This window comes from Streptomyces sp. NPDC087300 (assembly GCF_044744425.1).
In the GTDB taxonomy this organism is placed as follows: domain Bacteria; phylum Actinomycetota; class Actinomycetes; order Streptomycetales; family Streptomycetaceae; genus Streptomyces.
In genome coordinates this window covers 717,384-741,820 of record NZ_JBIUYI010000002.1, presented here as the reverse complement: position 1 = coordinate 741,820, position 24,437 = coordinate 717,384, and the positions used below count along the sequence as shown (strand labels likewise).

The 24,437-nt window shown below is 69.2% G+C and carries 24 protein-coding genes; 4 read left to right on the top strand and 20 right to left on the bottom strand.

What is annotated here, in order from left to right:
- Window positions 1-3: 3 nt before the first annotated feature.
- Entirely contained in the window at window positions 4-591 is a 588-nt protein-coding gene (locus ACIO9J_RS08950) for a cob(I)yrinic acid a,c-diamide adenosyltransferase (RefSeq protein ID WP_401994803.1), read from the top strand.
- On the opposite strand, the gene ACIO9J_RS08945 is transcribed toward ACIO9J_RS08950, so the two are convergent.
- Window positions 588-1,166: a hypothetical protein gene (locus tag ACIO9J_RS08945; RefSeq protein ID WP_401994800.1), complete on the bottom strand. Its 579-nt coding sequence runs from the start codon at window positions 1,164-1,166 to the stop codon at window positions 588-590. The genes ACIO9J_RS08950 and ACIO9J_RS08945 overlap by 4 nt on opposite strands.
- A gap of 215 nt (window positions 1,167-1,381) precedes the next feature.
- Here ACIO9J_RS08945 and ACIO9J_RS08940 point away from each other — a divergent pair, with 215 nt between their 5' ends.
- The 3 genes from ACIO9J_RS08940 (at window position 1,382) to ACIO9J_RS08930 (ending at window position 5,273) form a co-directional block, all read left to right on the top strand.
- Window positions 1,382-2,572 carry a sensor histidine kinase gene (locus ACIO9J_RS08940; protein WP_401994797.1) on the top strand — a complete coding sequence of 397 codons (1,191 nt, stop codon included), beginning with the start codon at window positions 1,382-1,384 and terminating at the stop codon, window positions 2,570-2,572.
- A complete protein-coding gene (locus ACIO9J_RS08935) occupies window positions 2,569-3,219 on the top strand; it encodes a response regulator (RefSeq protein ID WP_401994794.1) in 651 nt (216 codons plus the stop codon). Before ACIO9J_RS08940 ends, ACIO9J_RS08935 begins: the two co-directional genes overlap by 4 nt.
- Before the next feature lie 239 nt (window positions 3,220-3,458).
- Window positions 3,459-5,273, top strand: coding sequence for a glycosyl hydrolase family 18 protein (locus ACIO9J_RS08930; RefSeq protein WP_401994791.1), 1,815 nt, complete (start codon window positions 3,459-3,461; stop codon window positions 5,271-5,273).
- A gap of 129 nt (window positions 5,274-5,402) precedes the next feature.
- Here ACIO9J_RS08930 and ACIO9J_RS08925 read toward each other — a convergent pair whose 3' ends face one another.
- The 19 genes from ACIO9J_RS08925 to rho form a co-directional block, all read right to left on the bottom strand.
- Window positions 5,403-5,852: a DUF2550 domain-containing protein gene (locus ACIO9J_RS08925; protein ID WP_055552327.1), complete on the bottom strand. Its 450-nt coding sequence runs from the start codon at window positions 5,850-5,852 to the stop codon at window positions 5,403-5,405.
- Between the two features lie 126 nt (window positions 5,853-5,978).
- Complete coding sequence (locus ACIO9J_RS08920; RefSeq protein WP_098244806.1) at window positions 5,979-6,350, bottom strand: F0F1 ATP synthase subunit epsilon; 372 nt, start codon at window positions 6,348-6,350, stop codon at window positions 5,979-5,981.
- A 132-nt stretch (window positions 6,351-6,482) separates the two neighbouring features.
- A complete protein-coding gene (gene atpD, locus ACIO9J_RS08915) occupies window positions 6,483-7,925 on the bottom strand; it encodes a F0F1 ATP synthase subunit beta (protein WP_401994786.1) in 1,443 nt (480 codons plus the stop codon).
- A complete protein-coding gene (locus ACIO9J_RS08910; protein WP_401994783.1) occupies window positions 7,925-8,842 on the bottom strand; it encodes a F0F1 ATP synthase subunit gamma in 918 nt (305 codons plus the stop codon). The genes atpD and ACIO9J_RS08910 overlap by 1 nt, the downstream gene beginning before the upstream one ends.
- A 20-nt stretch (window positions 8,843-8,862) precedes the next feature.
- A complete protein-coding gene (atpA, locus tag ACIO9J_RS08905) occupies window positions 8,863-10,455 on the bottom strand; it encodes a F0F1 ATP synthase subunit alpha (RefSeq protein ID WP_401994781.1) in 1,593 nt (530 codons plus the stop codon).
- 112 nt (window positions 10,456-10,567) lie between these two features.
- Window positions 10,568-11,392 (bottom strand): F0F1 ATP synthase subunit delta, encoded by an 825-nt coding sequence (locus tag ACIO9J_RS08900; protein ID WP_401994778.1) that lies wholly within the window; start codon window positions 11,390-11,392, stop codon window positions 10,568-10,570.
- Window positions 11,389-11,937, bottom strand: coding sequence for a F0F1 ATP synthase subunit B (locus ACIO9J_RS08895; protein ID WP_401994776.1), 549 nt, complete (start codon window positions 11,935-11,937; stop codon window positions 11,389-11,391). Before ACIO9J_RS08895 ends, ACIO9J_RS08900 begins: the two co-directional genes overlap by 4 nt.
- A 41-nt stretch (window positions 11,938-11,978) precedes the next feature.
- The gene (atpE, locus tag ACIO9J_RS08890; RefSeq protein WP_016643250.1) at window positions 11,979-12,224 is read right to left on the bottom strand and encodes an ATP synthase F0 subunit C; all 246 of its coding nucleotides are present in this window, start codon (window positions 12,222-12,224) and stop codon (window positions 11,979-11,981) included.
- A gap of 73 nt (window positions 12,225-12,297) precedes the next feature.
- A complete protein-coding gene (gene atpB, locus ACIO9J_RS08885; protein WP_401995923.1) occupies window positions 12,298-13,068 on the bottom strand; it encodes a F0F1 ATP synthase subunit A in 771 nt (256 codons plus the stop codon).
- Between the two features lie 276 nt (window positions 13,069-13,344).
- Window positions 13,345-13,794, bottom strand: coding sequence for a hypothetical protein (locus ACIO9J_RS08880; protein WP_401994773.1), 450 nt, complete (start codon window positions 13,792-13,794; stop codon window positions 13,345-13,347).
- A gap of 261 nt (window positions 13,795-14,055) precedes the next feature.
- Complete coding sequence (locus ACIO9J_RS08875; RefSeq protein WP_401995920.1) at window positions 14,056-15,393, bottom strand: MraY family glycosyltransferase; 1,338 nt, start codon at window positions 15,391-15,393, stop codon at window positions 14,056-14,058.
- 130 nt (window positions 15,394-15,523) lie between these two features.
- Window positions 15,524-16,795 (bottom strand): serine hydroxymethyltransferase, encoded by a 1,272-nt coding sequence (gene glyA / locus ACIO9J_RS08870; RefSeq protein ID WP_401994770.1) that lies wholly within the window; start codon window positions 16,793-16,795, stop codon window positions 15,524-15,526.
- A gap of 87 nt (window positions 16,796-16,882) precedes the next feature.
- Entirely contained in the window at window positions 16,883-17,527 is a 645-nt protein-coding gene (locus ACIO9J_RS08865) for a protein-tyrosine-phosphatase (RefSeq protein WP_401994767.1), read from the bottom strand.
- Window positions 17,524-18,171 (bottom strand): L-threonylcarbamoyladenylate synthase, encoded by a 648-nt coding sequence (locus tag ACIO9J_RS08860; protein WP_055543563.1) that lies wholly within the window; start codon window positions 18,169-18,171, stop codon window positions 17,524-17,526. Before ACIO9J_RS08860 ends, ACIO9J_RS08865 begins: the two co-directional genes overlap by 4 nt.
- Before the next feature lie 47 nt (window positions 18,172-18,218).
- A complete protein-coding gene (gene prmC / locus ACIO9J_RS08855; RefSeq protein WP_401994764.1) occupies window positions 18,219-19,058 on the bottom strand; it encodes a peptide chain release factor N(5)-glutamine methyltransferase in 840 nt (279 codons plus the stop codon).
- Window positions 19,059-19,140: 82 nt separating this feature from the next.
- Window positions 19,141-20,217, bottom strand: coding sequence for a peptide chain release factor 1 (gene prfA / locus ACIO9J_RS08850; protein ID WP_401994761.1), 1,077 nt, complete (start codon window positions 20,215-20,217; stop codon window positions 19,141-19,143).
- Window positions 20,218-20,333: 116 nt separating this feature from the next.
- On the bottom strand, window positions 20,334-20,555 hold the full coding sequence (gene rpmE, locus ACIO9J_RS08845) for a 50S ribosomal protein L31 (RefSeq protein ID WP_098244794.1): 222 nt from the start codon (window positions 20,553-20,555) through the stop codon (window positions 20,334-20,336).
- A gap of 158 nt (window positions 20,556-20,713) precedes the next feature.
- Window positions 20,714-21,838 carry an LCP family protein gene (locus ACIO9J_RS08840; protein WP_401994757.1) on the bottom strand — a complete coding sequence of 375 codons (1,125 nt, stop codon included), beginning with the start codon at window positions 21,836-21,838 and terminating at the stop codon, window positions 20,714-20,716.
- 330 nt (window positions 21,839-22,168) lie between these two features.
- Window positions 22,169-24,208, bottom strand: coding sequence for a transcription termination factor Rho (rho, locus tag ACIO9J_RS08835; RefSeq protein WP_401994754.1), 2,040 nt, complete (start codon window positions 24,206-24,208; stop codon window positions 22,169-22,171).
- Between the last annotated feature and the right edge of the window lie 229 nt (window positions 24,209-24,437).

Below are 24,437 nucleotides of genomic sequence, written 5' to 3'. Positions count from 1 at the left end.
CGCATGGTCAATCTGACGCGCATCTACACCCGGACCGGCGACCAGGGGACGACGGCCCTCGGTGACATGAGCAGGACCGCCAAGACCGATCTTCGGATCTCCGCGTACGCCGACACCAACGAGGCGAACGCCGTCATCGGCACCGCGATCGCACTCGGCTCGCTCGACGAGGAGGTCGTGAAGGTCCTCGTACGGGTCCAGAACGACCTCTTCGACGTCGGCGCCGACCTCTCGACGCCGGTCGTCGAGAACCCCGAGTACCCGCCGCTGCGCGTCGAGCAGTCCTACATCGACAAGCTGGAGGCGGACTGCGACCGCTTCCTCGACGAGCTGGAGAAGCTGCGCAGCTTCATCCTGCCCGGCGGCACGGCGGGCGCGGCGCTGCTGCACCAGGCGTGCACGGTGGTGCGCCGGGCCGAGCGCTCGACGTGGGCGGCCTTCGAGGTGCACGGCGCCGGTACGGAGAACGGCAGCATGAACCCGCTGACCGCGACCTACCTCAACCGCCTCTCCGACCTCCTGTTCATCCTGGCCAGGGCGGCCAACAAGGAGGTCGGGGACGTGCTGTGGGTGCCGGGCGGCGAGCGCTAGCGCTTGCTCAGGAAGCTCGGGCGGTCCGCCTCGTCGGGCGTGGCCGCCGGGGCCTTCTTGGGGAACAGCGTGTAGCTGAGCGCGATCAGGCCATGGATGCCCGCCGCCCGCCAGGCCGTGTACATCCACCCCTCCAGGGACGACGTGCGGCCCGGGTCGTCGACGTACCACATGGCCAGGAGCAGCAGCCCGCTCGCGACGGCCGCGCCGATCACACTGCCGAGCCAGACCTTGGCCTCGTGCAGCGCCCTGGCCTTGCCGTAGCGCGGCGGGCGCGGCACCGGCGTGCCGTCGAAGCGGTGCGCCGCGTGTCCGTCGAGCCACTGCACGGTGCGGTGGCCGTGGCCCACGGTGTAGCCGATGTAGACCGCGGCGAGGCCGTGCTTCCAGCTCGGGTCGGCGCCGTTCTTCAGGTCGAGGGCGGTGACGACCAGGAGCACCAGTTCGAGCAGCGGCTCGCAGAGCAGGATCGCGACGCCGAGGCGCGGCATGCGCAGCAGGTACCGGGTGGCCAGGCCCGCGGCGAGCAGCACCCAGAAGCCCACTTCGCAGATGATGATCAGCGTGACGATCACGGCTGGCTCCTCTTGGTCGCTTGCTCTGTCACCCTTCAAGGCTCCCGCGGCACGCGCCCTCGATCATCGTCGCCAGTGACGAAGTGGGACTGCATCCTTCGATGTAGCGGCGCCCCATGCGACGGGCGCGGTAGGCAGTTCGATGTAGTCGCCGCCGGACCGGTTCCTCCCCCAGGACCAGGCCCTCAGCCCGCCCGAGCGTGTTGGATGGGGGCATGGCCCTGTCCCTCGCCCGCCCGCACCGCGTCGATGTCGGCATCGCCGCGATCAGCCTGCTCAGCGGACTCGCGCTGTGGGCGCTCGGGCTGAACCCGCAGACGGACCGGCCGCTGGGCGCCGACTGGGCCCTGATCCCGCTGGCCGTCCTGGCCTGCATGTCGCTGCTGCGCCGCACGGCTCCGCAGTTCGCCCTCGCCGTGGCCACGCTCGCGCTGATCGCCGACCAGTTCACCTTCGGCAACCTCGCGTCGATCATGATGTTCACGGACATCGTGTACGCGGCCGTCCTGTACGGCAGCCCGGCAGCGGCCCGCCGCATCCCGGTCACCACGGGCCTGATCACGGTCGCGCTCACCATCGGCTTCCTCGCCTGGTTCCAGGACCCGCAGGCCATCCTCATCGGCGTACTCGCCGGAGTGATCTCCTTCGCGCCCGCCACCACGGGCGTGCTCGTGCGCAACCACCGCGAGGCCGCGGACGCCGCCAGGCTGCGCGCGGAGCAGACCGCGCTGCTCGCCGAGATGGACCGCGTCCAGGCCGTCACCGCCGAGCGCGCCCGGATGGCCCGCGAGCTGCACGACATGGTCGCCAACCACCTCTCGGCGATCGCGATCCACTCCACCGCGGCGCTCTCCCTGGACAACCCGCAGACCAGCAAGGACGCGCTCGGCGTCATCCGCGAGAACAGCGTCGAGGGCCTGGCCGAGATGCGCCGCCTCATCGGCATCCTGCGCTCCGACAGCGGCGACCTGGAACCGGCGGCCGCGCCCACCCTCGACGGCCTCGGCTCCCTGATCGCGGGCGCCCGCACCAACGGCCTCGACGTCACCCTTGCCGACGCCCGCGCCCCGGAGGCGCCGAAGCTGCCCGCGCCGGTCGAGATGGCGGCGTACCGCATCGTCCAGGAGTCCCTCACCAACGCCCTCAAGCACGCATCGCCCGGCCCGGTCACCGTGGCGCTCGGCCAGGAGCCGCGCGCCCTGCGGATCCATGTGACGAGTCCGTACGACGACCCGGCGGGCCCCCGAGCGCCCGGCTCGGGAGCCGGGCTCGTCGGCATGCGCGAGCGCACCGAACTGCTCGGCGGCACCTTCGAATCGGGCCCCGAGAGCACCCACGACGGCAAGGTGTGGACCGTGTCCGCGACCCTGCCCGTCGACCCCGCAGACGAAGGAGCCAAGGAATGATCCGGGTGCTTGTCGCCGAGGACCAGTCAGCCGTGCGCGCGGGACTCGTCCTGATCCTGGGCAGCGCGTCCGACATCGAGGTCGTCGGCGAGGCGGCGGACGGCGAGCGGGCCGTGGAGCTCGCCCGCGAGCTGCGCCCCGACCTGGTCCTCATGGACGTGCAGATGCCCCGGCTCGACGGGGTGTCCGCGACCCGCCAGGTGGTCTCCGAGGGGCTCGCCGACGTGCTGGTCCTGACCACCTTCGACCTCGACGAGTACGTCTTCGGGGCGCTGCGCGCGGGCGCGTCGGGCTTCCTCCTGAAGAACACCGAGGCCAGGGACCTCATCGAGGGCGTGCGCACGGTCGCGCGCGGCGAGGGCATGATCGCGCCGGCCGTGACCCGCCGCCTCATCGCGGAGTTCGCCGCGCCCGCCCACCCCGCACGCCGCGGGAACGCGCCGGACCCGGCCGTCCTGGAGAGCCTCACGCGCCGCGAGCGCGAGGTCCTCTCCTGCATCGGCGAGGGCCTGTCCAACGCGGAGATCGCGGGCCGGCTCGCCATGGCGGAGGCGACGGTGAAGACGCATGTCAGCCGGATGCTCGGCAAGCTGGAGCTGCGCAGCCGGGTCCAGGCGGCCGTCCTGGCCCAGGAGTTGGGGATCTGACGCCTCGGCGGGGGCGCACGGGGGAAACAATCCGGCCATTGGTTCAGACCTCTTGACCGCTGGTCCAGACCTTTCTATTCTCGCCGCACTGCGGTGAGCACTCCCCCACGTGTTCCACGTGCTCACGGGCGGCGCAGGGTCCCAACCCCTCAGACCCCCGTAACTCACCCGAGGAGCACCTCGTGCGCTTCACACAGAGCCAGCCCGCACGCTCGAGACCCCGACTCAGACACCGAACCGTGGCCGGACTGACCACCCTGCTGCTTCCGCTCGCCACCCTGGTCGCCCTCGGCGGTTCGGCGGAAGCGGCCCCCGAGGCCGCTCCCGAGGCCACCGCCACGTACGCCAAGACCCAGGACTGGGGCAGCGGCTTCGAGGGCAAGTGGACCATCAAGAACACCGGCACCAGCACGATCAGCTCCTGGAACGTGCAGTGGGACTTCCCCTCCGACACCAAGGTGACCTCGGCCTGGGACGCCACCGTCACCAACTCCGGCACCCGCTGGACCGCCAAGAACCTCGGCTGGAACGGGACGCTCGCCCCCGGCGCCTCGGTCTCCTTCGGCTTCAACGGCGCGGGCGCCGGCTCCCCGTCCAAGTGCACGCTGAACGGCGGCAGTTGTGACGGCGGCAGCGTCCCCGGCGACAACCCGCCGAGCGCCCCCGGCACCCCCGCCGCCTCCGGCATCACCGACACCTCGGTGAAGCTGGACTGGAAGGCCGCCACCGACGACAAGGGCGTCAAGAACTACGACGTCCTGCGCGACGGCGCCAAGGTCGCCACGGTGACGGGGACGTCGTACTCCGACACGGGCCTGACCAAGGGCACCGACTACTCCTACACCGTCCAGGCCCGCGACACCGCCGACCAGACAGGTCCCGCGAGCGGCGCCGTCAAGGTCCGCACCACCGGTGGCGGCGGCCCGGACCCCGAGCCCGGTGACAAGGTCAAGCTCGGCTACTTCACGGAGTGGGGCGTCTACCAGCGCAACTACCACGCGAAGAACATCGCCACCTCCGGCTCGGCCGGCAAGATCACGCACATCAACTACAGCTTCGGCAACGTCCAGGGCGGCAAGTGCACCATGGGCGACTCCTACGCGGCGATCGACAAGGCGTACACCGCCGACCAGAGCGTCGACGGCATCGCCGACACCTGGGACCAGCCGCTGCGCGGCAACTTCAACCAGCTGCGCAAGCTGAAGGCGAAGTACCCGAACGTCAAGATCCTCTGGTCCTTCGGCGGCTGGACCTGGTCCGGCGGCTTCACCGACGCCATGAAGAACCCGGCGGCCTTCGCCAAGTCCTGCCACGACCTGGTCGAGGACCCGCGCTGGGCCGACGTCTTCGACGGCATCGACCTGGACTGGGAGTACCCGAACGCCTGCGGCCTGTCCTGCGACACCTCGGGCCCGGCCGTCTTCAAGAACATGATGCAGGCGTTCCGCAACGAGTTCGGCGCCAAGAACCTCGTCACGGCCGCCATCACCGCGGACGGCTCGGACGGCGGCAAGATCGACGCGGCCGACTACGGCGGCGCCTCGCAGTACGCCGACTGGTTCAACGTGATGACGTACGACTTCTTCGGCGCCTGGGACGCGAAGGGCCCGACGGCTCCGCACTCCCCGCTCACGTCCTACCCCGGCATCCCGAAGGACGGCTTCAACTCCGCCGCCGCCATCGCCAAGCTCAAGGCCAAGGGCGTGCCCTCCGCCAAGCTGCTGCTCGGCATCGGCTTCTACGGCCGCGGCTGGACGGGCGTCACCCAGAAGGAGCCGGGCGGCACGGCCACCGGCGCGGCGCCCGGTACGTACGAGGCGGGCATCGAGGACTACAAGGTCCTCAAGAACTCCTGCCCGTCCAACGGCACGGTCGCCGGTACGGCGTACGCGCACTGCGGCAGCAACTGGTGGTCGTACGACACCCCGGAGACGATCCGCTCGAAGATGGGCTGGGCCAAGCAGCAGGGGCTCGGCGGGGCGTTCTTCTGGGAGTTCAGCGGGGACACGGCCAACGGTGAGTTGGTGAGCGCGATCAACGACGGGCTGAAGTAGTCCGTATCGCCCCTCCATGACGAAAGCCCGGTGGACAGGTACGCCCCCTGTCCACCGGGCTTTCGTCTTATGTCTGCGGGCCCGCTGTGGCTGGGCGCGCAGTTCCCCGCGCCCCTTGAGGGGCCCTGCCTACGCCACGTTCACCCGCTGGCCAGGAGGCGCCGCCTCAAGCCAGGCCAGGAAACCCGTGAGGGCGTCCTCGCTCATCGCCAGTTCCAGGCGGACGCCACGGTGCAGGCAGCCGAGGACGATGGCGTCGGAGAGCAGGGCCAGCTCCTCCTCGCCGTCCGGTGCGCGGCGGTCGACGACCTCGATGGCCGAACGCTCCAGGACCCGGCGGGGCCGTGGAGCGTAGGAGAAGACGCGGAACCACTCGATCCGGTCACCGTTGTAGCGGGCGACCCCGTAGCCCCAGCCTTTGCCGGACGTGTCGCCCTTCTCGGGCGCGTCCCAGCGCAGGCTGCAATCGAACGTCCCGCCGGAGCGCTGGATCAGCCGACGGCGCAGGCCGAAGACGAAGAGCCCCACCAATACCAGCGCGATCACAGCAAGTCCGCACACGAGCAGAGTGAGGATCATCGGCACCGACCTCCTCGCCTCTTCGAACGGACCAATACATTGCACCCGCATTGCCTCAGCCGCGACCCGGTCCGGAATGTTCCCGGACCTGGCCGCGGCTGAGTCACGTTACGCCGCGCGCTGGGGTCAGCGCGCCACCGCACGCAGTCGGACGTCGGCACGCCGCTCGGCGGAGGCGTCGGCCTCCGACTTCGCGCGCTCCAGCGCCCGCTCCGCGCGCTGGACGTCGATCTCGTCGGAGAGCTCCGCGATCTCGGCCAGCAGCGACAGCTTGTCGTCCGCGAAGGAGATGAATCCGCCGTGGACGGCGGCGACGACAGTGCTGCCGTCGCTCGTACGAATGGTCACCGGGCCCGACTCCAGCACACCGAGCAGCGGCTGGTGACCGGGCATGACGCCGATGTCGCCGGACGTGGTGCGCGCGACGACCAGGGTGGCCTCACCGGACCAGACACTGCGGTCCGCTGCGACCAGCTCGACATGCAGCTCAGCAGCCAAGGGTGGCTCCTCGGGTCACCACCCGGCGGTTCAGCCGGGTGTTGGGTCAAATTCTAGTGGGCGTACGAAGAGGGGCGGGACACGGCCCCTGCGCGGGGTGCACCCGCCCCTCTCCGGGATGAGCTACGAGGCTCAGGAGACGCCGAGCTCCTTGGCGTTCTTCTTGAGGTCCTCAAGACCACCGCACATGAAGAACGCCTGCTCCGGGAAGTGGTCGTACTCGCCGTCGCAGATCGCGTTGAAGGCCGCGATCGACTCGTCGAGGGACACGTCCGAACCGTCCACGCCGGTGAACTGCTTGGCGGCGTGGGTGTTCTGGGACAGGAAGCGCTCCACGCGACGGGCACGGGCGACGACGAGCTTGTCCTCTTCGCCGAGCTCGTCGATGCCGAGGATCGCGATGATGTCCTGGAGGTCCTTGTACTTCTGCAGGATCGTACGGACCCGCATGGCGGTGTCGTAGTGGTCCTGCGTGATGTAGCGCGGGTCCAGGATGCGGGACGTGGAGTCCAGCGGGTCCACGGCCGGGTAGATGCCCTTCTCGGAGATCGGACGGGAAAGCACCGTCGTCGCGTCGAGGTGGGCGAACGTGGTCGCCGGGGCCGGGTCGGTCAGGTCGTCCGCGGGGACGTAGATCGCCTGCATCGAGGTGATCGAGTGACCACGGGTCGAGGTGATGCGCTCCTGGAGGAGACCCATCTCGTCGGCCAGGTTCGGCTGGTAGCCCACCGCGGAGGGCATGCGGCCGAGCAGGGTCGAGACCTCGGAACCGGCCTGCGTGAAGCGGAAGATGTTGTCGATGAAGAACAGCACGTCCTGCTTCTGCACATCGCGGAAGTACTCCGCCATGGTCAGACCGGCCAGGGCGACGCGCAGACGCGTGCCCGGCGGCTCGTCCATCTGGCCGAAGACCAGGGCGGTCTTGTCGAGCACGCCCGCCTCGTCCATCTCGACCATGAGGTCGTTGCCCTCACGGGTGCGCTCGCCGACGCCCGCGAAGACGGAGACACCGTCGTGCAGCTTGGCCACACGGACGATCATTTCCTGGATGAGGACGGTCTTGCCGACACCGGCACCACCGAACAGACCGATCTTTCCACCCTTGACGTACGGGGTGAGAAGGTCGACGACCTTCAGGCCGGTCTCGAACATCTCGGTCTTCGACTCGAGCTGGTCGAACGCCGGGGCCTTGCGGTGGATCGTCCAGCGCTCGGCGTCGGCGACCGTCGACGGGTCGTCGTTCAGGACCTCACCGAGGGTGTTGAACACCCGGCCCTTGGTCACGTCGCCGACCGGCACCGAGATGCCCTTGCCGGTGTCGGTGACGGGCGCCTGGCGGACCAGGCCGTCAGTGGGCTGCATCGAGATCGCGCGGACCACGCCGTCACCCAGGTGCTGGGCGACCTCGAGGGTCAGCGTCTTCTTCGCGCCCTCCTCGGCCGGGTCGTCGACCTGGACGTGCAGGGCGTTGTAGATCTCCGGCATCGCGTCGACGGGGAACTCCACGTCGACGACCGGGCCGATGACCCGGGCGACGCGGCCCGTGGCAACGGCCGTCTCAACAGTGGTCGTCATTACTTGTCACTCCCCGCGGTCGCGTCGGCCAGCGCTGCTGTGCCGCCGACGATCTCGCTGATTTCCTGGGTGATTTCGGCCTGGCGGGCCGCGTTGGCAAGCCGGGAGAGGCTGTTGATCAGGTCCCCGGCGTTGTCGGTCGCCGACTTCATCGCGCGGCGCGTGGCGGCGTGCTTGGAAGCAGCCGACTGGAGCAGCGCGTTGTAGATACGGCTCTCGACGTAGCGCGGCAGCAGGGCGTCGAGGACGTCCTCCGCCGACGGCTCGAAGTCGAACAGCGGAAGGATCTCGCCCTTGGTGGACGACTCCTCCGCGACCTCTTCGAGACTGAGCGGCAGCAGCCGGCCGTCGATGGCCGTCTGCGTCATCATCGAGACGAACTCGGTGTAGACGATGTGGAGCTCGTCCACGCCGCCCTCCGCCGTCTCCTTCTCGATCGCCTCGATCAGCGGCGCCGCGATCAACTTGGCGTCCGCGTACGTGGGCTCGTCGGTGAAGCCCGCCCACGACTCCACGACCTTGCGCTCGCGGAACTTGTAGTGGGCCAGACCACGGCGGCCGACGATGTACGAGTCGACCTCCTTGCCCTCGGCCTCGAGACGGGCGGTCAGCTGCTCCGCGGCCTTGATGGCGTTGGAGTTGAAGGCACCGGCGAGACCGCGGTCGCTCGACAGGAGCAGCACCGCGGAGCGCGTCGCCGCCTCCGGTTCCGTCGTCAGCGGGTGCTTGGTGTTCGATCCCGTGCCGACCGCGGTGACCGCGCGGGTGAGCTCGGTCGCGTACGGAGTGGAGGCCGCCACCTTGCGCTGCGCCTTGACGACGCGCGAGGCGGCGATCATCTCCATCGCCTTGGTGATCTTCTTGGTCGCGGTGACGGATTTGATGCGACGCTTATAGACCCGGAGCTGGGCTCCCATGAGTCAGGTCCCTTCCGTCGTCACTTACCGGCAGCGGCCGGAGCGTCCTCGCCGAGAAGCTTCCCGTCCGAGGTCTCGAACTGCTTCTTGAACTCCGCGATGGCGTCGCCGACAGCGGTGAGCGTGTCGTCCGACATCTTGCCGCCCTCCTTGATGGAGGTCATGAGGCCCTGCTCCTTGCGGTGCAGGTACTCGAGCAGCTCGCGCTCGAAGCGGCGGATGTCCTTGACCGGCACCTCGTCCATGCGACCGGTGGTACCGGCCCACACGGACACGACCTGGTCCTCGGTCGCCATCGGCTCGTACTGCGGCTGCTTGAGCAGCTCGACCATGCGCTGGCCGCGTTCGAGCTGGGCCTTCGACGCGGCGTCCAGGTCGGAGCCGAAGGCGGCGAACGCCTCCAGCTCACGGAACTGGGCGAGGTCCACGCGGAGCCGGCCGGACACCTGCTTCATCGCCTTGTGCTGCGCGGAACCGCCGACTCGGGAGACGGAGATACCGACGTTCAGCGCGGGGCGCTGACCGGCGTTGAAGAGGTCCGACTCCAGGAAGCACTGGCCGTCGGTGATGGAGATGACGTTGGTCGGGATGAACGCCGACACGTCGTTCGCCTTGGTCTCGACGACCGGCAGACCGGTCATCGAGCCCTTGCCGAGCTCGTCGGAGAGCTTGGCGCAGCGCTCGAGCAGACGCGAGTGGACGTAGAAGACGTCACCCGGGTAGGCCTCGCGCCCCGGCGGGCGGCGGAGCAGCAGGGACACGGCGCGGTAGGCGTCGGCCTGCTTCGAGAGGTCGTCGAAGATGATGAGGACGTGCTTGCCCTCGTACATCCAGTGCTGACCGATGGCCGAACCGGTGTACGGCGCCAGGTACTTGAAGCCGGCCGGGTCGGACGCCGGGGCGGCGACGATGGTCGTGTACTCCAGCGCACCGGCCTCTTCGAGGGCACCACGCACGGAGGCGATGGTGGAACCCTTCTGACCGATGGCGACGTAGATGCAGCGCACCTGCTTGTTCACGTCGCCCGAGCGCCAGTTGTCGCGCTGGTTGATGATCGTGTCGACGGCCAGGGCGGTCTTGCCCGTCTGGCGGTCGCCGATGATCAGCTGACGCTGGCCACGGCCGATCGGGGTCATCGCGTCGACGGCCTTGTAGCCGGTCTCCATCGGCTCGTGCACCGACTTGCGCTGCATGACCGTGGGGGCCTGCAGCTCAAGGGCGCGACGCCCGACGGTGTCGATCTCGCCGAGACCGTCGATCGGGTTGCCGAGCGGGTCGACGACGCGGCCGAGGTAGCCCTCGCCCACGGCGACCGAAAGCACCTCGCCGGTACGGCTGACCGACTGGCCTTCCTCGATGCCGCTGAACTCGCCGAGGACGATCGAACCGATCTCGCGCTCTTCAAGGTTCAGCGCGAGACCGAGGGTCCCGTCCTCGAACTTCAGCAGCTCGTTGGCCATGGCCGAGGGCAGGCCCTCGACCTTCGCGATGCCGTCGCCGGCAAGGGTGACCGTACCGACCTCCTCGCGCGAGGCCGCGTCCGGCTTGTACGCCTGGACAAAGTTCTCCAGCGCGTCCCGGATCTCCTCCGGCCGGATCGTGAGCTCCGCCATCTGGGTTCCCTGCTCTCCTTGTTGGGCCCGAAAGTTTTCTTGGGGGGTCTGGGGTCAGCCCCCAGGAATCCTCTGCACGGCCCAACTAGGGCCGTAGGTAATGCTTGTTGAGTTACTGGCCGGCCACGCGGCGGCCGGCTTCCTCGATGCGGTCCGCGATGGAGCCGTTGATGACCTCGTCGCCCACCTGGACCGTGATCCCGCCGAGGACCTCGGGGTCCACGTCGAGGTTGAGGTGCATCGGACGTCCGTACACCTTGGCCAGGACGGCGCCGAGACGCTGCTTCTGCTGGTCCGAGAGCGGAACGGCAGTAGTGACGACGGCGACCATGCGGTCGCGACGGTCCGCGGCCAGCTTGGAGAGCGACTCGAGGCCCTCTTCCAGGCTACGTCCACGCGGCGCGGTCACAAGGCGCTCGATGAGCCGCTCCGTCACGTCCTCGGCGCGGCCGCCGAGCAGGCTGCGCAGCAGCTCGCCCTTGGCCGTACCGGTGGCGGCGCGGTCGGTCAGCGCGGCCCGCAGCTCGGTGCTCGACGAGACGATCCGGCCGAACCGGAACAGCTCGTCCTCGACGTTGTCGAGGGCGCCCGACTTCTGCGCGCCCGTCAGGTCGGCCAGGTTGGCGAGCTCCTCGAGGGCGTCCACCAGGTCACGCGACTGCGACCAGCGCGAGCGCACCATGCCGGCGACCAGGTCGGCGGCGGGGCCGCCCACCTGACCGGTCAGCAGCCGCCCGGCCAGCTCGGCCTTGGCCTCGCCGGACTGCGCCGGGTCGGTCAGGACCCGACGCAGCGAGACCTCACGGCTGAACAGCGCGGTCACGGCGGCCAGCTCGTCGGCGAGCTGCTTCGCGTCGACCGAGGTGCTGTCGGTCAGCGCGTCGAGGCGCTCGCGTGCGGCGGCCAGGGCCTCGCGGCTCGCTCCGTGCGCTGTCATCGAGCAGCCTCGGCCTTCTCCTCGAGCTCGTCGAGGAAGCGGTCGATGGTGCGGCTCTGCCGGGCGTGGTCCTCGAGGGACTCACCGACGAGCTTGCCGGCCAGGTCGGTGGCCAGCTGGCCCACGTCCTGACGCAGCGACTGCGCGGCGGCCTTGCGGTCGGCCTCGATCTGCGCGTGACCGGCGGCGACGATCTCCTCGCGCTGACGCTGGCCCTCGGCCCGCATCTCGGCGATGAGCTGGGCGCCCTGCTCCTGCGCCTCCTGGCGCAGACGCGCGGCCTCGTGCCGGGCCTCGGCGAGCTGAGCCTTGTACTGCTCAAGAACGCTCTGGGCCTCGGTCTGAGCGGCCTCGGCCTTCTCGATACCGCCTTCGATCGCCTCCCGGCGCTCATCCAGAACCTTGTTGATGTTCGGGAGGAGCTTCTTCCAGAAGAAGAAGAAGACGATGGCGAAGGCAATGGCGCCGACGAGCAGCTCAGGACCCGGCGGGACGAGCGGGTTCTGCTCCTCCTCGGCCGCCAGCTGAACCAGGTTGGCGATCACTTCAGTGCCTTTCGTCGAACGGGGCTAATCGTCTTTGGCGATCAGGAGCCGTAGACGAACGGCATGACGATGCCGATGAGGGCGAGCGCCTCACAGAAGGCGAAACCGAGGATCTGGTTGGCACGGATCAGACCGGCAGCTTCGGGCTGGCGAGCCAGGGCCTCGGTGCCCTTACCGAAGACGATGCCAACACCGATGCCGGGGCCGATGGCCGCGAGGCCGTAGCCGATGGAGCCGAGGGCCTTGATGTCACCCTGGAGGGCGGCGAGCTCGAGAGTCGCGGACATGCCGTTACTTCCTTCTCTTTCATGGACCGGTGGGGGTTGGCCACCGGGCGCTTAGGGGGGTGCGGGAGGGCGTTCAGTGCTGCTCGGCGAGAGCGCCCTGGATGTACGAGCAGGCGAGGAGCACGAACACGTACGCCTGGACGGCCTGCACGAAAAGCTCGAAGAGGATCATGCCGATGGTCATCACGAAGGAGACACCGGCGGCCGGGATCAGCCAGCTGTTCAGCAGGTACCAGGAGGCGACGGTGAACATCACCAGCATCAGGTGACCCGCGAACATGTTGGCGAAGAGTCGCACCGCGTGCGTGAAGGGACGCACGAGCAGGTTCGAGAAGAACTCGATGAACGACACGAGCCACTTGATCGGGCCGAGCGAGTTGTCGTATCCGGTGATGTTCTTCCAGCCACCGACGAAGCCGTGCTTCTTGAAGGTGAGCGGGACCCACACCAGGTAGACGACCGCCGCGAGGACCGCGGGGTACGCGATGATCGACGAGACCGGGAACTGGGTAAGCGGAATCACGGACCAGATGTTCATGATCCAGATGAAGAAGAACAGCGAGACCATGAGCGGGACGTACTTCTCGCCGTCCTTCTTGCCCATCGTCTCGTAGACGATGCCGCGGCGCACGAAGTCGTAGCCGGCCTCGCCCATCATCTGGAGCTTGCCCGGAACCACCTTGGCCTTGCCGAAAGCGGCGTAGAAGAAGGTGATGACGACGAGCGTGGTCAACAGGGCGAGCATCATCACCTTGTTGAACTCGAACCCACCGACGGTGAACATCGGCTTGAAGAGGAACGAGTGCAGGCCCGGAGCCGGGAAGCCACAGCCGTTGTCGGACATGATCCGACAGCTCCAGTCAAAGGCGAGCTCAGTTTGGTCAGCACTCACCGCGGGCTCCTTCGGCGTGACGCATAGGTACGGCAACCTCGTTGTCGTGTCGGCGCGGCGCGCAGCCGCGGGTCGGCACCGGACTGGTGTTTCGGAAGTGTGAGCGGCGTTCAGGCATCGAGCCTCGCGATTGTGCAGGCGTCAGCTCAGATGCCCGCGCCAGCAGTGCCGCAGTTGGCACCGGACGATAGCAGCATCTCGAACGGCCATTTATCCCGCCCCTACCCATCACGTCGAGGACCCCGACTTCTCCGGCTTGTCCTTCTTCTCGGACGTGCCGTCGGAATCGGGCTCGACGTAAAGGATCTTGGCCTTCATGTGCGCACGGGCCTGCGCGGCCATCCACGCGATGGTCGCCGCCACGAGTGCGGCAGCAAAGGCCCGCGGGTTGAACAGCGTCGTGTCCTTGAACAAAGCCATGAAGACGAGAAGCAACAGGAGTTGGGCGACGTACAACATCATGCCCATCGCCTGAAACAGCTGCGGAAGCGATTTTGCCGTCTTCTGCAGGACGAACAGACCCAGCCCCATGAAGGCGATGACGACCAAGGTGCCGACGACCGCGCCGATGGCCCCCTTGCCGCCGGCGACCACGGCACTGACCGCGGCGACGATCGCGCCGACGGCAGCCGTGGGTACGGCGGACTGAAGGAGATTTCGGGCGTCTTGAGACGGCATGGCGGCAGCTCCGCTTACTGATGGGGGCAGGGTGTCGTCATGGACGAGCGTAGACCCGGGTCGAGAGGGTCCCTCGGGCCAATGGACCGTCGCACTACGGTCCTTCGGCTCTATCCCGGGGTTTCGTGAACGGTATCACAAACTATTTGATGAGGTCTTTACCTGCTGAGTGTGCTCACCGTCACACATGAGAGTGAACCTGCGCGTCTGTGCAGGTGTGGCGCCAACTTGTCTGGTAATGGGGCGTTTTGGATCCGCGCATCAGCGCGACGAACCCGCCTCGCGCCGATCCTGGAAGCGCGAACGGGCGCCGATCGCGGTCGCTCCGTTGACGCCCGCGGCGACCGGCGTCTTCTCCTCCGGATCCACCGGGGTCTCAGCCGCCCCGTGCGTCCCCTCCGCCCCACCGTGGAGGCCCTGTTCGGCCGTGCGGCGGCGCCGGTAGCGCGGCGGCACGAACGCCTCCGCCCAGCGCGGTGTGCGCGGCGTGAAGCGCGGCAGGAGCAGCAGCACGAGGCCGAACGCGCTGAGCGCCACGATGAGCAGGAGGATCCACACGCTCGTGGAGTGCACCGAGTACGCGACGGTGCCGAACGCGATCAGCGCCGACCAGAAGTACATGATCAGGACCGCGCGGCTGTGCGAGTGCCCGATCTCCAGGAGCCGGTGGTGGAGGTGGCCGCGGTCGGCGGCGAAGGGCGACTTGCCGTTCCAGGTGCGCCGCACGATCGCGAGGACCAGGTCGGCGAACGGGATGGCGATGATCGTCAGCGGCATCAGGAGCGGGATGAAGACCGGGAGCATCGCGTGCGTGGCATCGCGGCCGCCGCCGAAGTTCAGCTTCATCGCGGCCGGGTCGACCTGTCCGGTGACGGAGATGGCGCCCGCCGCGAGGACCAGACCGATGAGCATCGATCCCGAGTCGCCCATGAAGATCCGGGCGGGGTGCATGTTGTGCGGCAGGAAGCCGAGGCACATGCCCATCAGGATGGCGGCGAAGAGCGTCGCGGGGGCCGCGGCCTCGATGCCGTACCCGTACCAGATCCGGTAGGCGTACATGAAGGACGCCGCGGAGGCGATGCACACCATGCCCGCCGCGAGGCCGTCGAGGCCGTCCACGAAGTTCACCGCGTTGATGGTGATGACGACGAGCGCGACGGTGAGCAGCGTGCCCTGCCACTGGGTCAGCGAGACCGTGCCGACGCCGGGGATCGGGATCCACAGGATCGTCAGACCCTGCATGACCATCACGCCCGCGGCGATCATCTGGCCGCCGAGCTTGATCAGTGCGTCGATCTCGAACTTGTCGTCGAGGACACCGATCAGCCAGATCAGCGCCGCCCCGGAGAGCAGCGCACGCGGCTCGTTGGAGTTCTCGAAGACCTCGTTCAGGTTCGGCAGGTGATCGGCGACCAGGAGTCCCGCGCACAGTCCGAAGAACATCGCGATACCGCCGAGCCGGGGCGTGGGCTCCCGGTGCACGTCACGAGCGCGGATCTCCGGCATGGCGCCGGCCACGATCGCGAACTTCCGCACCGGGCCGGTCAACAAGTAGGTCACCGCGGCCGTGATGCAGAGCGTCAGCAGGTATTCACGCACGGGCATCCCCACAGATATCGCTGGCCATCTCAGCCCCACACCCTAGCTTCGCGCGCATATGGTTGGGGACATACGGGTAGCGACGATGGTTGCACGAGTACCAGCACGTCCCGGACGCGCCTACCCCTTCCTAGCTCGGATACGGCGGAAATCCACCCACGAGTCCGCGCACCTCTTCTCGTACGTTCGGGTCTTCCCGCACCGCCCCGACCAGCAGTCCGGCGATGCGCACCATGTCCGCCGCGGCCATCCCCTGGGTCGTCACTGCGGCGGTTCCCAGCCGCAGACCGCGGGCCGCGCCGTGCGGCAGGGCACACGTGTCGAGCACGATCCCGGCCGCGGCGAGGCGGCCGCGCGCGGTGTGCGCGTCGACTCCCAGGGGCGTCGGATCGGCCAGAATCACATGGGTGTCCGTACCGCCGGTGGTGAGGGCGAACCCGGCGGCGGCGAGCGCCTCGGCGAGCATCCGCGCGTTGGCGACCACCTGATGGGCGTACGCGGTGAACGCCGGTGTTGCCGCTTCGCCGAACGCGACGGCCTTGGCGGCGACCGTGTGCATCTGGGCGCCGCCCTGCGTGAACGGGAACACGGCCCGGTCGATCCGTTCGGCGAGCTCCGCCCCGCACAGCAGCAGGCCGCCCCGGGGCCCGCGCAGGACCTTGTGCGTGGTCGCGCAGACGACGTCCGCGTGCGGCACGGGGCTGGGCGCCGCTCCCCCGGCCACCAGGCCCATCGGGTGCGCGGCGTCGGCGATGAGATACGCCCCGACGTCGTCGGCGATCTCGCGGAAGGCCGCGTAGTCGATGTGCCGCGGATAGGAGATCGAGCCGCAGACGATGGCCTTGGGCTGATGCGTACGGGCGAGGGCGCGGACCTGGTCGTAGTCGATGAGGCCGCTCTCGGGGTCCACTCCGTAGCCCACGAAGTCGAACCAGCGTCCGGAGAAGTTGGCGGGCGAGCCGTGTGTCAGGTGTCCGCCGGACGGCAGTCCCATCGCCAGGACCGTGTCCCCCGGTCTGAGCAGCGCGGCGTACGCGGCGAGCACCGCGGAGGACCCGGAGTGTGCCTGCACGTTGGCGTGCTCGGCGCCGAAGAGCGCCTTGGCGCGGTCGACGGCGATCCGCTCGGCGACGTCCACGAGCTCGCAGCCGCCGTGGTGACGGGCCCCCGGGTAGCCCTCCGCGTACTTGTTGGCGAGCGGCGAGCCCAGGGCGGTCAGGACGGCCCGCGAGGTGAAGTTCTCGGCGGCGATCAGCTGGAGGGAGTCGGACTGCCGCGCGGCCTCCGCCACCAGGACGTCGGCGAGCTCCGGGTCCTGCCGGCGCAGCGCGTCGAGATCCGTGAAGGCGGCTGGGGCGCCGGTGGGCGCGGCGCCCTCCGTGGTGACCGTGCTGAGCGACATGGTGGGCTCCGGGGCCGTGCGGGGGTGACCTCAGATCCAATGTAGGCCCGCGACGGCGGCCCCGCGCGGCCCGCGGGGCCCGGCCTCCTAGGTGCGGGTGGTCACCCCGGTCAGCGCCGTCACCACGGGCTCTAGCGCCTGGTTGATCTCGTCGCCGACCGAGCGGAAGAACGGCAGGGGTGCCCCGTACGGGTCGTACACCTCGTCGGCCTCCACGGTGGGCGCCAGGAGCCAGCCGCGGAGCGCGGCAGCGGCCCGCACCAGTGCCCTGGCGCGCTCGACCACGCCCTCCCCTTCCGGGTCCGGCAGGGTCGTCGGGTCTATCGCCCGGACGAGCCGGGTGAACTCCTTGAGCGTGAAGGTGCGCAGGCCCGCCGAGTGACCCATCGAGATGACCTGCGCCCGGTGGTCGCGGGTCGCCGTCAGGACGAGGTCGGCGCGGATGACGTGGTCGTCGAGGAGCTCGCGCCCCATGAAGCCGGTGGCGTCCGCGCCGAAGTCGGCGAGGACGGTCTCGGCGTTGGTCTCCATGGGGGCGCCCTCGTGGCCCCAGGTGCCCGCGCTCTCCACGATCAGACCGCCCGTGGCGGGGTCGCCGAGCCGGTCGGCGAGGGCGTGCCGGGTCAGCCGCTCGGTGATCGGCGAGCGGCACACGTTGCCGGTGCTGACGTGGAGGATGCGGAACGTCTCGCTGAAACCCGCTATGCCACGCCCCGTCTCAGGGGCTGTCAATTCGCCACCTCGAGGTCGGGTACGACCTTGCGCAGCTCCTCGGCGGAGAGCGCACCCGCCCGCAGCAGCACCGGCACCTTGCCCGTGACGTCGACGATCGACGACGGCACGATACCGGGGGTCGGGCCGCCGTCCAGGTACACGGAGACGGAGTCCCCGAGCATCTCCTGGGCGGCGTCGCAGTCCTCCGGGGCCGGGTGGCCCGTGAGGTTGGCGGACGAGACGGCCATCGGGCCGACCTCGGTGAGCAGCTCGATGGCGACGGGGTGCAGCGGCATCCGGATGGCGACCGTGCCGCGGGTGTCGCCGAGGTCCCACTGGAGGGACGGCTGCTGCTTGGCGACCAGGGTCAGGGCGCCGGGCCAGAAGGCGTCGACGAGCTCCCAGGCCGACTCGGAGAAGTCGGTGACCAGGCCGTGCAGGGTGTTGGGTGAGCCGATGAGGACGGGGGTCGGCATGTTGCGGCCGCGCCCCTTGGCGTCCAGCAGGTCGGCGCAGGCCTCCGGGGTGAAGGCGTCGGCACCGATGCCGTAGACGGTGTCGGTGGGCAGCACGACCAGCTCGCCACGGCGGACGGCGGACGCGGCCTCGCGCAGACCGGTCGTACGGTCGGTCGCGTCGTTGGTGTCGTATCGCCGTGCCATTTAGCGGGCCTCCTCGTACACGTACTGCTGGCTTGACGTCTTGGTGGTCACGGCATCGCCTTGCGGGCGGTGGCGAAGCGCGGCCTGTTGTTGAGGTCGGGGTGGTCGGCGGCGTCGGCCCAGCCCCGCTCCTCGGTGAAGATCCACGGCACCTGGCCGCCCTGGGTGTCGGCGTGCTCGATGACGACGACGCCGCCGGGGCGGAGCAGCCGGTGCGCGGTGCGTTCGATGCCCCGGATCAGGTCGAGGCCGTCCTCGCCGGAGAACAGGGCGAGCTCGGGGTCGTGGTCACGGGCTTCCGGCGCGACGTACTCCCACTCGGTGAGCGGGATGTACGGCGGGTTGGAGACCACCAGGTCGACCTGTCCGTCGAGCTCGGGGAACGCGTCGCGGGCGTCGCCCTGGGAGAGCTTGACCCTGGACCCCTCGACGTTCTTCCGCGTCCACTTCAGGGCGTCCTCGGAGAGCTCCACGGCGTGCACCCGCGAGCGCGGGACCTCCTGCGCGAGGGCGAGGGCGATGGCGCCGGAGCCGGTGCACAGATCGACGATCAGCGGCTCGACCACGTCCATGGCGCGCACGGCGTCTATGGCCCACCCGACGACCGACTCGGTCTCCGGGCGCGGCACGAAGACACCGGGGCCGACCTGGAGCTCCAGATAGCGGAAGTAGGCGCGCCCGGTGATGTGCTGGAGCGGCTCGCGGGCCTCTCGGCGGGCGATCGTCTCCCAGTAGCGGGCGTCGAAGTCCGCGTCCTTGACGGAGTGCAGCTCGCCCCGCTTCACGCCGTGCACCCACGCGGCGAGCTCCTCCGCGTCGTTGCGCGGCGAGGGCACGCCGGCGTCGGCGAGGCGCTGGGTGGCCTGGGCCACTTCCGCGAGCAGCATGCCGCGGGGGTTTGGGGGTCGCCCCCCAATAGGTTGCTGCACGCTGGTCCTCCGGGCTGAGCTGTGGACGTACGGGTGGGTGTTACGCGGCGGCGAGCTTGGCCGCGGAGTCCGCGTCGACGCAGGCCTGGATGACCGCGTCCAGGTCGCCGTCGAGCACCTGGTCCAAGTTGTACGCCTTGAAGCCGACGCGGTGGTCCGAGATCCGGTTTTCCGGGAAGTTGTACGTCCGGATCTTCTCGGAGCGGTCCACGGTGCGGACCTGGCTGCGGCGGGCGTCCGCGGCCTCCTTCTCGGCCTCCTCCTGGGCCGCCGCGAGCAGCCTGGAACGCAGAATACGCATGGCCTGCTCCTTGTTCTGGAGCTGGCTCTTCTCGTTCTGGCAGGAGGCGACGACACCGGTGGGCAGGTGCGTGATGCGCACCGCGGAGTCGGTGGTGTTGACGGACTGGCCGCCGGGCCCCGAGGAGCGGTAGACGTCGATCCGCAGGTCGTTCGCGTGGATCTCGACGTCGATCTCCTCGGCCTCGGGCGTGACCAGGACACCGGCGGCGGAGGTGTGGATGCGGCCCTGGGACTCGGTGGAGGGCACGCGCTGCACGCGGTGCACGCCGCCCTCGTACTTCAGCCGCGCCCAGACGCCCTGGCCCGGCTCGGTCGCGCCGTTGCCGCCCTTGGTCTTCACGGCGACCTGGACGTCCTTGTAGCCGCCCAGCTCGGACTCGGTGGCGTCGATGATCTCGGTCTTCCAGCCGACGCGCTCCGCGTACCGCAGGTACATGCGGAGCAGGTCGCCGGCGAAGAGCGCCGACTCGTCGCCGCCCGCGCCCGCCTTGACCTCCAGGATGACGTCCTTGTCGTCGGACGGGTCCCGGGGCACCAGCAGCAGCCGCAGCTTCTCGGTGATCTCCTCGCGCTGCCGCTCCAGGTCCTTGACCTCGGCGGCGAAGTCCGGGTCGTCGGCGGCGAGCTCGCGCGCGGTCCCGATGTCGTCCCCGGTCTGCTTCCAGGCACGGTACGTCGCGACGATCGGGGTCAGCTCGGCATAGCGCTTGTTGAGCTTGCGCGCGTTGGCCTGATCGGCGTGGACCGACGGGTCGGCGAGCTTCTTCTCGAGATCGGCGTGCTCGCCGATCAGTTCCTCGACCGCCTCGAACATTCGGGGGCTCCTGGTTTTCTACGCGAGGGTTCTACGCGAATTGGCTGCGGGACGGCAAAAGCGCCGGTCCCGGCCACCCCCTGTCGAGGGCGGCCGACGACCGGCGCAGTGGCTCGCTACTTGTTGGCGCCTGCAGCCTTGCCGAAGCGGGCCTCGAAGCGGGCCACGCGGCCACCGGTGTCGAGGATCTTCTGCTTGCCCGTGTAGAACGGGTGGCACTCGGAGCAGACCTCGGCACGGACGGTGCCGCTGGAGATCGTGCTACGGGTGGTGAACGACGCGCCACAGGTGCAGCTGACCTGCGTCTCGACGTACTCGGGGTGGATGTCGCGCTTCAAGGTGTCTCCTAGTTTCGGGAGGGCGCCGGGTCGTACGAGCGGATTGCTCCTACGTGAACCGGGGCCGACGTACCAGTCTGCCAGGACCGGCCGTATCTCCCAAAACCGGGGTGGGCGCCGATCTATTCCTGACGGGTGCGGGGTGGCCGTACGGGCGGCTAGTCGCTGCTCACCACGGAGCCCACGGAGCCCTTGTCGCCGGCCGACTTCTCGGTGGCGGACTTGGGGATGGCCTTGTCGGCCTTGAGCGCGTCCCAGACCTCCTTGTCCGCCTGCTCGAGGGGCAGCACGCGGTTGGGGTCGGCGGGGTCGTACTCGATGGGCAGCGTGACCATCTTCATGTCGCCCGCGCCGATGCCCTTGAGTCCGTTGGCGAAGCCCGCGAGGGACTTGACGTCGTTCAGGTCCGAGTCGGTGGTGATGGCGCTGGTCGCGTCGTCCGCGAGGTCGAAGAGCTTCTTCGGGTTGCTGAACACGCCGACGTCCTTGACCTGGTTGATCAGGGCCTTGATGAACGCCTGCTGGAGCTGGATGCGGCCCAGGTCGCTGCCGTCGCCCACGCCGTGCCGGGTGCGGACCAGGCCGAGCGCCTGCTCGCCGTCGAGGGTGTGCTTGCCCGCGTCGAGGTCGAGGTGGCTCTTCTCGTCCTTGATGGGCTTCTTCGTGGTGAGCTCGACGCCGCCGAGGGTGTCGATGAGCTTCTTGAAGCCCGTGAAGTCGACCTCGAGGTAGTGGTCCATCCTGATGCCGGACATCTTCTCGACGGTCTTGACGGCGCAGGCCGGGCCGCCGACCTCGTACGCCGTGTTGAACATCTGCCGCTGGCCGCCCGGGTCGGTCGACTTGCCGTCCACCGACTTGCACTCGGGCCTGGTTATCAGGGTGTCGCGGGGTATGGAGACGATGCTGGCCTTCTTGTGGCCCTTGTAGACGTGGACGATCATCGCGGTGTCCGAGCGGGCCGCGCCCTCGTCCTTGCCGTACTTGGCGTTGTCCCCCGAGCGCGAGTCCGAACCGAGGACGAGGATGTCCTGGGAGCCGTTGTCGACGTCCAGCGGCCGGTCCGTGCCGAGCGCGGCGTTGATGTCGACGCCCTTGATGTTGCCGTTGAGCTTGAAGTACGCGTAGCCGAGGCCGGCTCCGCCGATGACGACCACCGATGCGGCGGTCCAGGCCGTGACGACGAGCACCTTGCGGCGCTTGGCGCGGGGCTTGCGGCGTCGGCCGCCGCCGCCACGCGGCCGCTTCGGCTTCGTATCGCCCGGCGTGCTCTCGTCGGTCATCTGCTCCTCAGTCCTCGTCGGTCGGTTACCCCCTGCTTTCAGGGACAGGCGCGGCTTTTCGTCACTTGTCAGACGTGCAAACCGCTTGAAGGGTTGCACAGCGCTCCGTGTGCGCCCCGGGTGCGCACCACTACGCGCCGTACGCAACAGCACTGCTTTTCGGCCCCTCACCTGCGGTTTCTTTCAGACTCGAACTACTGCGCGTGATCGTGAGAATCTCTTAGGTGTGTGGCCAAGGTCTCGCTTCGGTCTCGTTCCGCACCGCGCGCGACAAAAGGGCCGCCCCGTCACCTGAGTGACGGGGCGGCCCTTGGGACCTGCTGAGGACGACTAGTCGTTGCCGTTGCCCGGCGCCGGGGTCGTCTTCTGGATCTGGAGCAGGAACTCGGCGTTCGACTTCGTCTGCTTCATCTTGTCCAGGAGCAGCTCGATCGCCTGCTGCTGGTCGAGCGCGTGCAGCACGCGGCGCAGCTTCCAGGTGATGGCGAGCTCGTCGCTGCCGAGCAGGATCTCTTCCTTACGGGTGCTGGACGCGTCCACGTCCACCGCCGGGAAGATGCGCTTGTCGGAGAGCTTCCGGTCGAGCTTGAGCTCCATGTTGCCGGTGCCCTTGAACTCCTCGAAGATCACCTCGTCCATGCGCGAGCCGGTCTCGACCAGCGCGGTGGCCAGGATGGTCAGCGAGCCGCCGTCCTCGATGTTGCGCGCGGCACCGAAGAAGCGCTTCGGCGGGTAGAGCGCGGTCGAGTCGACACCACCGGACAGGATGCGGCCGGAGGCCGGGGCGGCGAGGTTGTACGCACGGCCCAGACGCGTGATCGAGTCGAGCAGCACGACGACGTCGTGGCCCAGCTCCACCAGACGCTTGGCACGCTCGATGGCGAGCTCGGCGACCGTGGTGTGGTCCTCGGCGGGACGGTCGAAGGTCGAGGAGATGACCTCGCCCTTCACCGACCGCTGCATGTCGGTGACCTCTTCCGGACGCTCGTCGACCAGGACGACCATCAGGTGGCACTCGGGGCTGTTGTGCGTGATCGCGTTGGCGATCGCCTGCATGATCATGGTCTTGCCGGTCTTCGGCGGGGCCACGATCAGACCGCGCTGGCCCTTACCGATCGGCGACACGAGGTCGATGATGCGGGTGGTCAGCACGCCCGGGTCGGTCTCCAGACGGAGCCTGTCCTGCGGGTAAAGGGGCGTCAGCTTGTTGAACTCCGGTCGCCCGCGCCCGGATTCGGCCGCCATGCCGTTCGCCGAGTCGAGGCGCACGAGCGCGTTGAACTTCTCGCGGCGCTCGCCGTCCTTGGGCTGGCGGACGGCGCCGGTGACGTGGTCACCCTTGCGCAGACCGTTCTTGCGGACCTGGGCGAGCGAGACGTACACGTCGTTCGGACCCGGGAGGTAGCCCGACGTACGGATGAACGCGTAGTTGTCGAGGATGTCCAGGATGCCCGCGACGGGGATCAGGACGTCGTCATCGGAGACCTGCGGCTCGTTGCCGAAGCCGCCCTCGTCACGGCCGCGACGGCCCCGACGGTCCCGGTAACGGCCACGGCGGCCGCGGCGGCCACCCTCGAAGTCGTCGTCGTCCTGCGGACCGTTGTCCCGCTGGCGGTCCTGACGGTCCTGGCGGTCCTGACGACCACCACCCTGCTGCTGACGGTCCTGGCGGTCCTGACGACCGCCGCCCTGCTGGTCGTCGCCCTTGTTCCCGCGGCGGTCGCGGTCGCGGCCGCGGCCCTGCCGGTCACGGCGGTCGCGGCGGCCGTCGGCGTTGTTGTCGCCCGCGCCCTCGCCACCCCTGGCCTCGGACGCGTCGCCCTTGGCGTCGGCCTTGGTGTCGCCCTTCGCCTCGGCGACGACCGTCTCCGGGCTGCCCGCGTCGGCGGTCGCCCTGCGGCGGCGGCGCTCACCGGCCGGCTGGTCGTCGCTGGCCGGCTGACCGGGGATGTCGATCTGCTGCTGGGCGGCCTTGGCGGTGGCCTTCTCGGCCTTGCCGCCCTCGGCCTTGTCCGCCTTGCTCGCCTTGCCGGCGTTCTCCGCGGCGTCCTCGCCCGTACGGGCCTTGGAGGTGGCGCGGCGCTTGGGCTTGGTCTCGGCGGTGTCCGCCGCGGCGGCGCTCTTCGCCGGGGCCCCGCCCCCGGCCTGCGCCTCCTTGATGACCTCGATCAGCTGGCTCTTGCGCATGCGCCCGGTGCCCTTGATCCCAAGGCCCGATGCGACCTGCTGCAGTTCCGCCAGCACCATGCCCTCGAGGCCGGTGCCGCGGCGCCGCCGGGACCCGGCCGAAGCACCGGTGGCAGGCGCCGCGGAGGCGTCCGTGGCGGGCGTGTCGGCAGTCACGCCCATCAGATCGGTGGTGTCGCTCACGAAGGGTCCTTCCCTGGAGCGGACGTCGGCCTGTCTGGCTCGGCGACCGGTTGTGCTGTCCGGCGGTCCCTGTGATGGGGAACGTGCCGGGGCGGTGGTCCGCCAACGCGGCGGAAGAATTCACTGGTGATGGCGATTCCCGGTGCGGTGCCACTGATGTGCGGTGTCACCCGGCTCGGTCACGCCGGTTCCGGAGCGTGCTCAGGACCGCTCAGTGCGAAGCACAGAA